This is a genomic window from Neorhizobium sp. T25_13, assembly GCF_002968675.1.
Taxonomy (GTDB): Bacteria; Pseudomonadota; Alphaproteobacteria; order Rhizobiales; family Rhizobiaceae; genus Neorhizobium; species Neorhizobium tomejilense.
In genome coordinates this window covers 351,016-366,232 of the sequence record NZ_PVBI01000002.1, presented here as the reverse complement: position 1 = coordinate 366,232, position 15,217 = coordinate 351,016, and the positions used below count along the sequence as shown (strand labels likewise).

The window sequence follows — 15,217 nt, the reverse complement described above, 5'->3', positions numbered from 1 at the left end:
CTTGGCTCCCTTACTTCGCGGCCGACTTGACGGCATCGCGAACGACGATCCAAGCGCCCTTGGAGCCGGGAACGGCACCCTTGACGAGGATCAGGCCACGGTTCTCGTCGGTGGAAACGACTTCGAGGTTCTGGGTGGTGATACGCGTCTGGCCCATGTGACCAGCCATGCGCTTGCCCTTCCAGACCTTGCCCGGATCCTGGTTGTTACCAGTCGAACCATGCGAACGGTGCGAAACGGACACACCGTGCGTGGCGCGGAGACCACCGAAGTTATGGCGCTTCATGGCGCCGGCGAAACCCTTACCGATCGAGGTACCGGTGACGTCCACCAGCTGACCCGCCGTGAAGTGACCTGCCGTCAGCTCGGTGCCGACGTCGATCAGATTGTCTTCGGAAACGCGAAACTCGACGAGCTTCGCCTTCGGCTCGACTTCGGCAACGGCGAAATGGCCGCGCAGCGCCTTGGTCGTGTTCTTTACCTTGGCAGTGCCGGCACCCAGCTGAACGGCAGTGTAGCCATTCTTGTCTACGGTGCGCTGAGCCACGACCTGGCAGTTTTCCAACCGCAATACGGTTACAGGGACATGCTCGCCTGCGTCGTTGTAGACGCGCGTCATTCCCACCTTCTGTGCAATTACACCTGAACGCATCGGTTCAATCCTTCTCACTCAGCCCGAGACAGAAGTCTCAGAGCTTGATCTCAACATCGACACCAGCGGCGAGGTCGAGCTTCATCAGCGCGTCCACCGTCTGCGGTGTCGGGTCAACGATATCGAGAAGGCGCTTATGCGTGCGCATCTCGAACTGCTCGCGGCTCTTCTTGTCGATGTGGGGGGACCTGTTAACCGTAAACTTCTCGATGCGGGTCGGAAGCGGAACGGGGCCCCGGACGCTTGCGCCGGTGCGCTTCGCCGTCGACACGATCTCGCGCGTCGACGCGTCGAGAATGCGGTGATCGAACGCCTTCAGGCGAATGCGGATATTTTGGCCGTTCATTCGACGTTATCCTTGTTGTCTGTTTATCCACGTGCCAACCCAATAGGGCACGGGTTGTTCTCTTAACCTTAAGGCGGACCACCGGTTTCAAAGATCGAAGGGGACACCGAAATACGGCGTCCCTTTCCAGTCTTCGGGCCTTTGGCCCACCTTGTCTGTTCATTGCCCGCCTCGAACCCGAAGCAGACGGCAAATCACGCTCGCGCGCCATTTGCTACATTTTTGTGTCATACGCAAGCGGCCAGGGCCGCTTGCGTTAAAACTTACTCGATGATCGAGGCGACGATGCCGGCGCCGACGGTGCGGCCGCCTTCGCGGATCGCGAAGCGCAGCTTTTCTTCCATCGCGATCGGAACGATCAGCTCGACTTCAACGGTGACGTTGTCGCCCGGCATGACCATTTCCGTGCCTTCCGGCAGCGACACGATGCCCGTCACGTCCGTCGTACGGAAGTAGAACTGCGGACGGTAGTTGGTGAAGAACGGCGTATGACGGCCGCCTTCTTCCTTCGTCAGGATGTAGGCTTCAGCCATGAACTTCTTGTGCGGCTTGACCGAACCCGGCTTGCAGAGAATCTGGCCACGCTCGACGCCGTCACGGTTCACGCCGCGAACCAGAGCGCCGATGTTGTCGCCGGCCTGGCCCTGGTCGAGCAGCTTGCGGAACATTTCAACGCCGGTCACCGTCGTCTTCGAGGTCGGGCGGATGCCGACGATCTCGACTTCTTCGCCGACCTTGACGATGCCGCGCTCGACGCGGCCGGTCACGACCGTGCCACGACCCGAGATCGAGAACACGTCTTCGATCGGCATCAGGAACGGCATGTTGATCGGACGTTCAGGCGTCGGGATGTAGGCGTCGACGGCGGCCATCAGCTCGCGGATCGAATCTTCGCCGATCTTCTTGTCCGAATCTTCAAGAGCGGCCAGCGCCGAACCCTTGACGATCGGAATGTCGTCGCCCGGGAAGTCGTAGGACGACAGAAGTTCGCGCACTTCCAGCTCGACGAGTTCGAGAAGCTCGGCGTCGTCGACCTGGTCGACCTTGTTGAGGAACACGACGATCGCCGGAACGCCGACCTGACGGGCGAGCAGGATGTGCTCGCGGGTCTGCGGCATCGGGCCGTCGGCTGCCGAGCAAACCAGGATCGCGCCGTCCATCTGCGCTGCACCGGTGATCATGTTCTTGACGTAGTCGGCGTGGCCGGGGCAGTCGACGTGGGCATAATGGCGGGCCGGCGTCTCATATTCGACGTGTGCCGTCGAAATGGTGATGCCGCGAGCCTTTTCTTCAGGAGCCGCGTCGATCTGGTCATAGGCCTTGTACTCGCCGAAGTACTTCGTGATCGCGGCCGTCAGCGACGTCTTGCCATGGTCAACGTGACCGATCGTGCCAATGTTGACGTGCGGCTTGTTGCGCTCAAACTTGCTCTTTGCCATTTCCGGCTTCTCCGTTCTTATCCCCGTCAGGGGTTATTCTCTAATTGATTGGGCGGGTTACCCCGGTCACTTCTGACCGGAGTACTTAGCCTGGATTTCGTTTGCGACGTTGGTCGGAACCGGTGCGTAGTGATCGAAGGTCATCGAGTACTGCGCGCGGCCCTGGGACATGGAGCGCAGGTTGTCGACGTACTTGAACATGTTCGCGAGCGGCACGTGGGCGTTGATCACGACGGCGATGCCGCGCGATTCCTGGCCCTGGATCTGACCGCGGCGGGAGTTCAGGTCGCCGATGACGTCACCGACGTAATCTTCCGGAGTGACGACTTCGACCTTCATCATCGGCTCGAGGAGCTGGGCACCGGCCTTCTTGGCTGCTTCACGGAAGCAGGCGCGGGAGGCGATTTCGAATGCCAGAACCGACGAGTCGACGTCGTGGAAGGCGCCGTCGATGAGGGTCGCCTTGACGCCCAGCATCGGGAAGCCAGCCAGCGGGCCGGAAGACAGAACGCTTTCGATGCCCTTCTGGACGCCCGGGATATATTCCTTCGGAACAGAACCACCGACGATCTTGGACTCGAACTTGAAGTCGTCGCCGTCCGGGTTCGGTTCGAAGACGATCTTGACGCGCGCGAACTGACCGGTACCACCGGACTGCTTCTTGTGCGTGTAGTCTTCTTCGTGCTTGCGCGTGATGGTTTCGCGGTAAGCAACCTGCGGAGCACCGACGGTGGCTTCGACCTTGAACTCGCGACGCATGCGGTCGACGAGAATGTCGAGGTGAAGTTCACCCATGCCGGCGATGATCGTCTGGCCGGATTCCTCGTCGGTCTTGACGCGGAAGGACGGGTCTTCAGCAGCCAGGCGGTTGAGCGCGAGGCCCATCTTTTCCTGGTCGCCCTTGGACTTCGGCTCGATGGCGATCTGGATGACCGGCTCGGGGAATTCCATGCGCTCGAGGATGACCGGCTTCAGCGGATCGCAGAGCGTGTCGCCCGTGGTGGTTTCCTTGAGGCCTGCGAGAGCGACGATGTCGCCAGCGAAGGCTTCTTCGATGTCTTCACGGGAGTTCGAGTGCATCTGCAGCATGCGGCCGACGCGCTCGCGCTTTTCCTTGACCGTGTTCAGCAGTGCAGAACCCTTTTCGAGCTTGCCCGAATAGATACGGCAGAAGGTCAGCGAACCGACGAAGGGGTCGTTCATGATCTTGAACGCCAGCATGGAAAGCGGCTCGGTGTCATCGGGATGACGGTCGATTTCGGCTTCGGTCTTGACGTCGATGCCCTTGATCGCCGGAATATCTGCCGGGGACGGCAGGAATTCGACAACCGCGTCGAGGAGCGGCTGAACGCCCTTGTTCTTGAAAGCAGAACCGCAGAACATCGGGAAGAACTTGACGTCGATGGTGCCGCGACGGATGAGCGCACGGATCTTATCGTTGTCCGGCATGACGCCGTTCAGATAGTTTTCCATGGCTTCTTCGTCGATGTCGACAACCGTTTCGATCATCTTTTCGCGGAATTCTTCGGCACGAGCCTTCAGGTCTTCCGGGATTTCGACGACGTCCCACATAGCGCCGAGCGATTCGTCGCGCCAGACGAGAGCGTTCATCTCGATCAGGTCGACGATGCCCTTGAACTCGGTTTCGGCACCGATCGGCAACTGGCAGACAACCGCAGTCGCGCCGAGGCGCGTCTTGATCATCTCGACCGAGCGATAGAAATCGGCGCCGGTCTTGTCCATCTTGTTGCAGAAGATCAGGCGCGGGACGTTGTACTTGTCGGCCTGACGCCAGACGGTTTCCGTCTGCGGCTCAACGCCGGCATTGGCGTCGAGAAGAGCAACTGCACCGTCGAGCACGCGCAGCGAACGTTCGACTTCGATGGTGAAGTCGACGTGGCCGGGGGTGTCGATGATGTTGAAGCGGCGCATCTTGCCGTCGCGGCCCTTCCAGAAGGTCGTGGTCGCAGCGGAAGTGATCGTGATGCCACGCTCCTGCTCCTGCTCCATCCAGTCCATCGTGGCTGCGCCGTCGTGAACTTCGCCGATCTTGTGCGACTTGCCGGTGTAATAAAGAATACGCTCGGTGGTCGTGGTCTTGCCGGCGTCGATATGCGCCATGATACCGAAATTGCGGTAGTCTTCGATTTTATATTCGCGAGCCATAGGACTGCCTTTCGAAATTCGATCGAGTGAAGATTACCAACGGTAATGCGAGAATGCGCGGTTGGCGTCGGCCATCTTGTGCGTGTCTTCACGCTTCTTGACGGCGCTGCCACGGTTGTTTGCAGCATCCATAAGTTCACCGGAAAGGCGATCGACCATCGTCGTTTCGTTGCGCTTGCGGGCAGCAGCGATCACCCAACGGATCGCGAGAGCCTGACGGCGCTCAGGACGAACGTCGACCGGAACCTGGTAGGTCGCACCACCAACGCGGCGCGAACGAACTTCGACATGCGGCGCGACATTGTCGAGCGCCGAATGGAAGATACCCAGCGGGTCGGCCTTGGCCTTGCCCTGCACGACGTCGAACGCGCCGTAAACGATGTTTTCAGCTACGGACTTCTTGCCGTGGAGCATGATCGCATTCATGAACTTCGTGACGACCAGATCGCCGAACTTCGGGTCCGGGTTGATCTCACGCTTCTCTGCACTATGGCGTCGGGACATACTTCTCGTCTCTCAATTGTTGCGGGCGCTTTACCACGCGGAGAACCTCGCGCAGCGCCGGATAATCAGAATGCCGAATTACTTCGGACGCTTCGCGCCGTACTTGGAACGGCGCTGCTTGCGGTTCTTGACGCCCTGGGTGTCGAGAACGCCGCGGATGATGTGGTAGCGAACGCCCGGCAAGTCCTTGACGCGGCCGCCGCGGATCATCACGACGGAGTGTTCCTGCAGGTTGTGGCCTTCACCCGGGATATAGCCGATGACTTCGAAGCCGTTGGTCAGGCGGATCTTGGCAACCTTACGCAGAGCCGAGTTCGGCTTCTTCGGGGTCGTCGTGTAAACGCGGGTGCAAACGCCGCGCTTCTGGGGGTTTTCCTGCAGAGCAGGAACCTTGTTACGCTTTACGTTCGCCTGGCGAGGCTTGCGGATCAGCTGGTTTACGGTAGGCATTCAACCATCCCTTACGTTTTTCTCAGTACCCTTTCGGGCCGATCTGATGCCGTTTCCGGCGGCGGCACACACATTTCCTCATGCGCAAAACGTGGCCCGATCCGCTTTTCGGATGGACCACAAAAAGCAGAGGACGCATTCCTCATGCGTCGTGCGTGCAGCATTCGTGTCTTCAACGTGCGTATGGAACCGTGTCTGAGGCGTACTCCGGAACGAGTCGTTCCGAACGGGCAAGCCTCACATCGCTTCCGATGCGGGGCGTTTACTGTTTTCCCCCCTGCCCGTCAAGACCAAATCCTAAATTATTGCCCCAAACCCTTGGTTTCGGGGCCAAACGGAGGGTTTCGGGACAGGGTTTCCAGAAATATGAGATACCCTCGCGGATAATGTTTGGGAATCACCGCTGATCGCACTAAAGAGTGCGGGAACCTTCCGTTCCGCCTCGTCTTCGGACGATACTAGGGATTCGCTCGCGGAGATGACCATGATCGCCACACCCGACAATGACAACAACCTCGACGGGCCGATGGTCTTCATCATCATCGGCAAGGGCTATGAGACGAAGGGCACCGAAGGCATCGAGCTGCATATCATGCTGCGCGCGCCCGACGACGATTCCGCCGTCCGCGAGGCGCTCAACGCCCTCTCGGAAGAAGGCTTCATCGAGGCCGACCTCGACCAGATCGGGGTCCTGACCGACGAACCCACCGAGGAACCGCACGCCTCGGCCTACCAGGGCGCGCTCGAAGGCGAAGTGGCGATCATCCGGTTCGAGTAGTCTCGATCTTGGAAGAGGCCTGACCGCCCTCGCCTCCTCCCGCCGGCGGCTGCAGGAATGCCGTCCTTCCGCTCCCGGCTTGTCCCTCCCCACCTCACCAGTAGAGCTGCGCGCCCGGTCTTTGAGCACTTCACCAAACCATGCACGAGCCGCCGAACAGTTTCGGCGGCTTTTTTAATGTCCGCTCACCTCTCGCCGCCTGAAACGGAAAAACCGCCCGGATCGCTCCGGGCGGTTTTTTCGTTCTGACCGACGTGCCGGCGGATCACTCCGCAGGCGTGTTCTCGGGGTTCAGGTTCTGAAGCATCGGGGTGGCGGACGATGCGCCCGAACCCTTCTTGCGTTCTTCCAGGATCAGCTCGTCGCGCGAGGTGGCGATACGGCGGATCTGGGTCATGGTGCCGCCCGTACCGGCCGGGATGAGACGGCCGACGATGACGTTTTCCTTGAGGCCCTGCAGCGTGTCGGTCTTGCCGGCGATCGCAGCTTCCGTCAGCACCTTGGTCGTTTCCTGGAAGGAAGCGGCCGAGATGAAGGACGGGGTCTGCAGCGACGCCTTGGTGATGCCGAGCAGAACCGGTTCGCCGTAAGCGGGCTTCTTGCCTTCTTCGGCAAGACGCTCGTTGGCTTCGTCCAGTTCGATCCGGTCGACATTGTCACCGACGATATACTGGCTGTCGCCGGCATCGGTGATCTCGACCTTCTGAAGCATCTGACGGACAATCACCTCGATGTGCTTGTCGTTGATGACAACGCCCTGCAGGCGGTAGACTTCCTGGATTTCGTTGACGAGGTAGGAAGCGAGTGCTTCCACGCCCTTGATCGCCAGGATGTCGTGCGGCGCAGGATTGCCGTCGAGGATGTAGTCGCCCTTTTCGATGTAGTCGCCTTCCTGAAGATGGAAGGGCTTGCCCTTCGGGATCAGGTATTCGACCGGTTCGACACCGTCTTCCGCCGGCTCGATCATGACGCGACGCTTGTTCTTGTAGTCGCGGCCGAGGCGGATCGTACCATCGATCTCAGCGATGATGGCGTGATCCTTCGGACGACGGGCTTCGAAGAGCTCGGCGACGCGCGGCAGACCACCGGTGATGTCCTTGGTCTTGGCGCTTTCCAGCGGAACGCGGGCGAGAACGTCGCCCTGCGATACCTTGCTGCCCGGCTCGACCGACAGGATGGCGTCGACCGACAGGTTGAAGCGGGCTTCGCCACCGCGGGCAAGCTTCAGGATGGTGCCCGAAGCGTCCTTGATGACGATCGCCGGCTTGAGGTCGATGCCACGCGGCGTCGAACGCCAGTCGATAACCTGACGCTTGGTGATGCCGGTGGATTCGTCGGTGGATTCCGAAACCGAGATCGAGTCGACCACGTCTTCGAAGTAAACCGTACCTTCCACTTCCGTCATCATCGGGCGTGTGTAGGGATCCCACTCTGCCAGACGCTGACCGCGACGAACCTTGTCGCCATCATCCACGAACAGCTTCGAACCGTAAGCGACGCGCTGCGAGGAACGCTCGACGCCGCGCTCGTCAAGGATGGTGACCGCCATGTTGCGGCCCATCGCGACGAGAACGCCTTCGGAGTTCCGCAGCATGTTGCGGTTCTTGATCTGGATCGTGCCTTCGTACGATGCTTCCAGGAACGACTGGTCGACCACGTTTGCCGTACCGCCCAAGTGGAAGGTACGCATGGTGAGCTGGGTTCCCGGCTCGCCGATCGACTGAGCCGCGATGACGCCGACGGCTTCGCCCATGTTGACCGGAGTACCACGGGCCAGATCTCGGCCGTAGCAGACCGAGCAGACGCCCGTCTGAACTTCGCATGTCAGTGCCGAACGGATGCGGATCGACTGGATACCAGCCTTTTCGATCTCGATGACATCCGGCTCGAGGATCATCTTGCCGGCATCGACGATGCGGGCACCCGTGACCGGGTGATCGATATCGTCGAGTGCGGTACGGCCAAGCACACGAGCGCCGATGGAAGCCACGACCTGGCCGGCGTCAACGATCGCCGTCATGGTGAGGCCGCTTTCGGTGCCGCAATCGACCAGGTTGACGATGCAGTCCTGCGCCACGTCGACGAGACGACGGGTCAGGTAGCCGGAGTTCGCGGTCTTCAAGGCGGTGTCTGCGAGACCCTTACGGGCACCGTGGGTCGAGTTGAAGTACTCGTTAACGGTCAGGCCTTCCTTGAAGTTCGAGATGATCGGCGTTTCGATGATCTCACCCGACGGCTTGGCCATCAGGCCACGCATGCCGCCCAGCTGGCGCATCTGGTTCGGAGAACCACGGGCACCCGAGTGGGACATCATGTAGATGGCGTTCATCTGCTTCTGGCGACCGGTTTCCGGATCGAACTCGACGGCCTTAATGCGGGCCATCATGTCTTCTGCAACCTTTTCGGTGGCCTTGCCCCAGGCGTCGACGACCTTGTTGTACTTCTCGCCCTGAGTGATCAGGCCGTCGTTGTACTGCTGCTCGTATTCCTTCACCAGGGTTTCGGTGTCGCCAACGATCTTGGCCTTGGTTTCAGGAATGATCATGTCGTCCTTGCCGAACGAAATGCCGGCCTTGCACGCATGCGTGAAGCCGAGCTGCATGATGCGGTCGCAGAAGATCACCGTGTCCTTCTGACCGCAGTGACGGTAGACCGTGTCGATCATCTTGGAGATGTTCTTCTTGGTCATTTCCTGATTGCAGGTCTCGAACGGCACGTTGACGTTCTTCGGCAGAAGTTCGCCGATGATCATGCGGCCGGGGGTCGTCTCATAGATCTTGGAAACCGGCTTGCCTTCGGCGTCCACGGTCTTGAAGCGGCCGCGGATCTTGGCATGCAGGGTGACGATCTTGTTTTCCAGAGCGTGGTGCAGTTCGCCCATGTCGGAGAAGGCCATGCCTTCGCCCGGCTCGTTCTGGTTCATGATCGCCAGATAGTAGAGACCGAGAACCATGTCCTGCGACGGAACGATGATCGGTGCGCCGTTTGCCGGATGCAGGATGTTGTTCGTCGACATCATCAGCACGCGGGCTTCGAGCTGGGCTTCGAGCGACAGCGGCACGTGAACGGCCATCTGGTCGCCGTCGAAGTCGGCATTGAAGGCCGTGCAGACGAGCGGATGCAGCTGGATAGCCTTGCCTTCGACCAGGATCGGTTCGAAGGCCTGGATGCCCAGGCGATGCAGCGTCGGCGCACGGTTCAGGAGAACCGGATGCTCGCGGATGACCTCGTCGAGGATATCCCAGACTTCCGGCTTTTCCTTTTCAACCAGCTTCTTGGCCTGCTTGACGGTCGAGGAGTAACCCTTGGCGTCGAGGCGGGCGTAGATGAACGGCTTGAACAGTTCGAGCGCCATCTTCTTCGGCAGGCCGCACTGGTGCAGCTTCAGTTCCGGACCGGTCACGATGACCGAACGGCCGGAATAGTCGACGCGCTTGCCGAGAAGGTTCTGGCGGAAGCGGCCCTGCTTGCCCTTCAGCATGTCGGACAGCGACTTCAGCGGACGCTTGTTGGCACCGGTGATGACGCGGCCACGACGGCCGTTGTCGAACAGCGCGTCCACAGATTCCTGCAGCATGCGCTTTTCGTTGCGGATGATGATGCCCGGAGCGCGCAGTTCGATCAGGCGCTTCAGACGGTTGTTACGGTTGATGACGCGACGATAGAGATCGTTGAGGTCCGAGGTCGCAAAGCGGCCACCATCGAGCGGAACCAGCGGGCGCAGGTCCGGCGGGATGACCGGGACGACCTTCATGATCATCCATTCCGGACGGTTGCCCGACTCCATGAAGTTCTCGACGATCTTCAGGCGCTTCATCAGCTTCTTCTGCTTCAGATCCGACGTGGTGTCGGCAAGTTCCGAACGCAGGTCGCCGGCGATCTTTTCGAGATTCATCGAGGCCAGCATCTCGTAGATGGCCTCGGCGCCGATCATCGCCGTGAACTGATCTTCGCCGAACTCGTCGACGGCGATCATGTATTCTTCTTCGGAAAGAAGCTGGTTTTCCTTGAGCGAGGTGAGACCCGGCTCAGTGACGATGTAGTTCTCGAAATAGAGAACGCGCTCGACATCCTTCAGCGTCATGTCGAGAAGGGTCGAGATGCGCGACGGAAGCGACTTCAGGAACCAGATATGGGCGACGGGAGCTGCGAGCTCGATATGGCCCATGCGCTCACGGCGAACGCGCGACAGCGTGACTTCGACGCCGCACTTTTCGCAGATGATGCCCTTGTACTTCATGCGCTTGTACTTGCCGCACAGGCACTCGTAGTCCTTGATCGGCCCGAAGATGCGGGCGCAGAAAAGGCCGTCGCGTTCAGGCTTGAAGGTACGGTAGTTGATGGTCTCCGGCTTTTTGATCTCGCCGTAGGACCAGGAGAGAATCTTCTCCGGAGACGCGATCGAGATACGGATCGAGTCGAAGTGCTGTGCAGGCACCTGCGGATTGAAAAGATTCATGACCTCTTGGTTCATGCCTATCTCCTTTAGGGGCGGAAGCCCTCGGCTTGCGATCGGAACAGTCCAAATTCCCGGGACGGACCGTCCGATGCTTTAAAACGGTATTAGCCGCGAAATGCGGCGAAAGTTTCCCTATCCTGCCGGCGGATACCGGCGGAGGGAGCGGCGCGCGCCTTCAAACGGCGCGCGCCTTGTTATGATCATTCGGCTGCGTCGGGCAGCTGGCCGGCGTTCGCGTCCTCGATCTTCGAGTTCTCGAGTTCGACGGACAGGCCGAGAGAGCGCATTTCCTTGACGAGAACGTTGAAGCTCTCCGGAATGCCTGCCTCGAACGTGTCGTCGCCGCGCACGATCGCTTCGTAGACCTTGGTACGGCCAGCTACGTCGTCCGACTTCACGGTCAGCATTTCCTGCAGCGTGTAGGCGGCGCCGTAGGCTTCGAGCGCCCAGACTTCCATTTCGCCGAAGCGCTGGCCGCCGAACTGCGCCTTGCCACCGAGCGGCTGCTGGGTAACCAGCGAGTACGGACCAATCGAACGCGCGTGGATCTTGTCGTCCACGAGGTGGTTCAGCTTGATCATGTACATGTAGCCGACAGTCACCTTGCGGTCGAACTGTTCGCCGGTACGGCCGTCGTAGAGGACCGACTGACCGGACGGATCGAGGCCTGCCCTGGTCAGCATCGCTGCGACGTCCGGCTCATGCGCACCGTCGAAGACCGGCGTTGCGATCGAAAGGCCGCGCTTGGACTGCTCGGCCAGACGAACGAGAGAGTCGTCGTCGAAGCTTGCAACTTCGGCGTTTGCCTCACTCTGATAGGCTTCCGTCAGCTCTTTCTTCAAGTCGGTGATATCGTTCGACCTGCGGTAATCTTCGAGCAGCGCACCGATACGCTTGCCCATGCCTGCGCAAGCCCAGGCCAGGTGCGTCTCGAGGATCTGACCGACGTTCATGCGCGAAGGCACGCCGAGCGGGTTCAGAACGATGTCGACATGCGTGCCGTCTTCGAGGAACGGCATGTCCTCGACCGGAACGATGCGCGACACGACGCCCTTGTTGCCGTGACGGCCGGCCATCTTGTCGCCCGGCTGGATCTTGCGCTTCACAGCGACGAAGACCTTGACCATCTTCATGACGCCCGGAGGCATTTCGTCGCCGCGCTGGACCTTTTCGACCTTGTCCATGAAGCGCTGTTCAAGGCGCGACTTGGATTCGTCGTACTGACCGCGGAGCGCTTCGATTTCGCCCTGCACCTTTTCGTCCTCGACTGCGAACATCCACCACTGCGAGCGGGGATATTCGGAGATGACGGCGTTGGTGAGCTCGATGCCCTTCTTGAAGCCCTTCGGACCGGCAACCGACATCTGGCCGCGCAGCATGTCCGTCAGACGGCCATAGACGTTGCGGTCAAGAATTGCCTGTTCGTCGTCGCGGTCCTTGGCGAGGCGTTCGATTTCCTCACGCTCGATCGCCATGGCGCGTTCGTCCTTCTCCACACCGTGACGGTTGAAGACGCGGACTTCGACGACCGTGCCGAACGTGCCCGGAGGCATGCGCATGGAGGTGTCGCGGACGTCGGAGGCCTTTTCACCGAAGATGGCGCGCAGAAGCTTTTCTTCCGGCGTCATCGGGCTTTCGCCCTTCGGGGTGATCTTGCCGACGAGGATGTCGCCCGGCTGGACTTCGGCGCCGATGTAGACGATGCCGGCTTCGTCGAGGTTCTTCAGCGCTTCTTCCGAAACGTTCGGAATGTCGCGCGTGATTTCTTCCGGACCAAGCTTGGTGTCACGCGCCATCACTTCGAATTCCTCGATGTGGATGGAAGTGAACACGTCGTCCGACACGATGCGCTCGGAGAGCAGGATCGAGTCTTCGTAGTTGTAACCGTTCCAGGGCATGAACGCGACGAGCGCGTTGCGGCCGAGCGCCAAGTCACCAAGGTCCGTCGACGGACCGTCGGCGATGATGTCGCCCTTGTTCAGGATATCACCGACAGCGACCAGCGGGCGCTGGTTGACGCAGGTGTTCTGGTTCGAACGCTGGAACTTCTGCAGACGATAGATATCGACACCCGACTTCGACGGATCGAGGTCTTCGGTGGCGCGGATAACGATACGGGTCGCGTCGACTTGGTCGACCACACCGCCACGGCGGGCAGCGATAGCCGCACCGGAGTCGCGGGCGACGACCGGTTCCATGCCGGTGCCGACGAACGGAGCTTCAGCACGCACCAGCGGCACGGCCTGACGCTGCATGTTCGAGCCCATGAGAGCGCGGTTGGCGTCGTCGTTTTCCAGGAACGGGATCAGAGCGGCCGCGACCGAAACGAGCTGCTTCGGCGAGACGTCCATCAGGTTGATGGTGTCGCGCGGGGACAGCATGACTTCGCCGGCATGACGGCAAACAACGAACTCTTCCACGAAAGAGCCGTTCTTATCCAGCTCGGCGTTCGCCTGTGCCACGTAATACTTCGCCTCTTCCATAGCGGAAAGGTAAAGCACTTCCTTCGTCACGACGCCGTCGATGATCTTGCGGTACGGGCTTTCGATGAAGCCGTACTTGTTGACGCGGGCGAAGGTGGCAAGCGAGTTGATCAGACCGATGTTCGGGCCTTCCGGCGTCTCGATCGGGCAAATACGGCCGTAATGGGTCGGGTGAACGTCGCGGACTTCGAAGCCTGCGCGCTCGCGGGTCAGACCACCCGGGCCAAGTGCCGAAAGACGGCGCTTGTGGGTGATTTCCGAAAGCGGGTTCACCTGGTCCATGAACTGCGACAGCTGCGAGGAGCCGAAGAATTCGCGAACCGCGGCAGCTGCCGGCTTCGCGTTGATCAGGTCCTGCGGCATGACGGTGTCGATTTCGATCGACGACATGCGTTCCTTGATGGCGCGCTCCATGCGGAGCAGGCCGAGACGATACTGATTTTCCATCAGTTCGCCGACAGAACGGACGCGGCGGTTGCCGAGGTTGTCGATGTCGTCGATTTCGCCCTTGCCGTCGCGCAGCTCGACCAGCATCCGGACCACGGCCAGGATGTCGTCCTTGCGGAGCGTGCGAACGGTATCGGCGACTTCGAGGTCGAGACGCATGTTCATCTTGACGCGGCCGACGGCGGAGAGGTCGTAACGCTCCGCATCGAAGAACAGCGAGTTGAACATGGCTTCGGCCGATTCCATCGTCGGCGGTTCACCCGGGCGCATGACGCGGTAGATGTCGAACAGAGCGTCCTGACGGTTCTCGTTCTTGTCGGCGGAAAGCGTATTGCGGATGTAGGCGCCGACATTGATATGGTCGATGCCGAGAACCGGGATCTCGTCGAAACCGGCGCTCAGGATGATCGGCAGGGTCTTTTCGTCGATTTCGTCGCCGGCTTCGAGGTAGATCTCGCCGGTTGCCGCGTTGACGATGTCTTCGGCAAGATAATTGCCGTAGATGTCGTCATTGGTCGCCTTCAAGGCCTTCAAGCCCTTCTCCGTCAGCTGACGGAGAAGACGCGGGTTGAGCTTCTTGCCGGATTCGACAACCACTTCGCCGGTATCGGCGTCGATCATGTCGGAAAGGGTCTTCGCACCCTTCAGGGTTTCCGGCTGGAACGGAATCCGCCAGCCTTCGCCGTCGCGCTGGTAGGACGACTTCGTGTAGAAGGTCGACAGGATTTCTTCGCCGTCCATGCCGAGCGCCATCAGCAGCGAGGTCACGGGGATCTTACGGCGGCGGTCGATACGGGCGTAAACGATATCCTTGGCGTCGAATTCGATGTCGAGCCAGGAACCGCGATACGGGATGACGCGGGCTGCGAAGAGCAGCTTGCCGGAAGAGTGGCTCTTGCCCTTGTCGTGGTCGAAGAAGACGCCCGGCGAACGGTGCATCTGGGACACGATCACGCGTTCGGTGCCGTTCACGATGAACGTACCGTTGTCGGTCATGAGCGGCATGTCGCCCATGTAGACGGACTGTTCCTTGATGTCCTTGATGGACTTGGCGCCCGTATCCTCATCGATATCGAACACGATGAGACGCAGCGTCACCTTCAGCGGCGCTGCATAGGTCAGATCGCGCTGACGGCATTCTTCCACGTCGAACTTCGGCAGTTCGAATTCGTAGGACACGAATTCGAGCATGGAGGCGCCGGAAAAATCGGTGATCGGGAAGACCGACCGGAAGACAGCGTTCAGACCTTCGTCCGGACGACCGCCCTTCGGTTCATCAACCATCAGGAACTGGTCATAGGATGCCTTCTGAACCTCGATGAGGTTCGGCATCTCTGTGACTTCGGGGATTTTTCCAAAAAACTTGCGTACGCGCCTGCGACCATTAAAGGAAAGGGTCTGAGCCATCGTCGCTCCTTCAAAATTGCATCCGGGCCTGCAACGGACGGGGTTCGCTGGCCAGTCGATCCCGTCGATCAATGGGTATTCTCAAT

Annotated in this window: 9 protein-coding genes; 1 reads left to right on the top strand and 8 read right to left on the bottom strand. The window is 60.1% G+C overall.

From position 1 onward, the window contains the following. Positions 1 to 10: 10 nt before the first annotated feature. The 6 genes from rplC to rpsL form a co-directional block, all read right to left on the bottom strand. Positions 11 to 652 carry a 50S ribosomal protein L3 gene (gene rplC, locus C5J22_RS05230; protein WP_037084734.1) on the bottom strand — a complete coding sequence of 214 codons (642 nt, stop codon included), beginning with the start codon at positions 650 to 652 and terminating at the stop codon, positions 11 to 13. A 37-nt stretch (positions 653 to 689) separates the two neighbouring features. Next, positions 690 to 998, bottom strand: coding sequence for a 30S ribosomal protein S10 (gene rpsJ, locus C5J22_RS05225; protein ID WP_003547547.1), 309 nt, complete (start codon positions 996 to 998; stop codon positions 690 to 692). A gap of 263 nt (positions 999 to 1,261) precedes the next feature. Beyond that, a complete protein-coding gene (gene tuf / locus C5J22_RS05220; RefSeq protein ID WP_105401075.1) occupies positions 1,262 to 2,437 on the bottom strand; it encodes an elongation factor Tu in 1,176 nt (391 codons plus the stop codon). Between the two features lie 66 nt (positions 2,438 to 2,503). Next, positions 2,504 to 4,603, bottom strand: coding sequence for an elongation factor G (gene fusA / locus C5J22_RS05215; protein ID WP_105419445.1), 2,100 nt, complete (start codon positions 4,601 to 4,603; stop codon positions 2,504 to 2,506). 33 nt (positions 4,604 to 4,636) lie between these two features. Then, on the bottom strand, positions 4,637 to 5,107 hold the full coding sequence (gene rpsG, locus C5J22_RS05210) for a 30S ribosomal protein S7 (RefSeq protein WP_007755828.1): 471 nt from the start codon (positions 5,105 to 5,107) through the stop codon (positions 4,637 to 4,639). Positions 5,108 to 5,185: 78 nt separating this feature from the next. Beyond that, positions 5,186 to 5,557, bottom strand: a complete 372-nt coding sequence (gene rpsL, locus C5J22_RS05205; protein ID WP_003547537.1) for a 30S ribosomal protein S12 — start codon at positions 5,555 to 5,557, stop codon at positions 5,186 to 5,188. Positions 5,558 to 6,041: 484 nt separating this feature from the next. Between rpsL and C5J22_RS05200 the strand changes: the two genes are divergently transcribed. Further along, positions 6,042 to 6,335 (top strand): hypothetical protein, encoded by a 294-nt coding sequence (locus C5J22_RS05200; RefSeq protein ID WP_046605717.1) that lies wholly within the window; start codon positions 6,042 to 6,044, stop codon positions 6,333 to 6,335. A 265-nt stretch (positions 6,336 to 6,600) separates the two neighbouring features. Here the strand turns inward: C5J22_RS05200 and rpoC are convergent, their stop codons facing one another. Both rpoC and rpoB read right to left on the bottom strand, forming a co-directional pair. After that, on the bottom strand, positions 6,601 to 10,809 hold the full coding sequence (gene rpoC, locus C5J22_RS05195; protein ID WP_105437437.1) for a DNA-directed RNA polymerase subunit beta': 4,209 nt from the start codon (positions 10,807 to 10,809) through the stop codon (positions 6,601 to 6,603). Positions 10,810 to 10,994: 185 nt separating this feature from the next. Continuing rightward, entirely contained in the window at positions 10,995 to 15,131 is a 4,137-nt protein-coding gene (rpoB, locus tag C5J22_RS05190) for a DNA-directed RNA polymerase subunit beta (RefSeq protein ID WP_105437436.1), read from the bottom strand. Between the last annotated feature and the right edge of the window lie 86 nt (positions 15,132 to 15,217).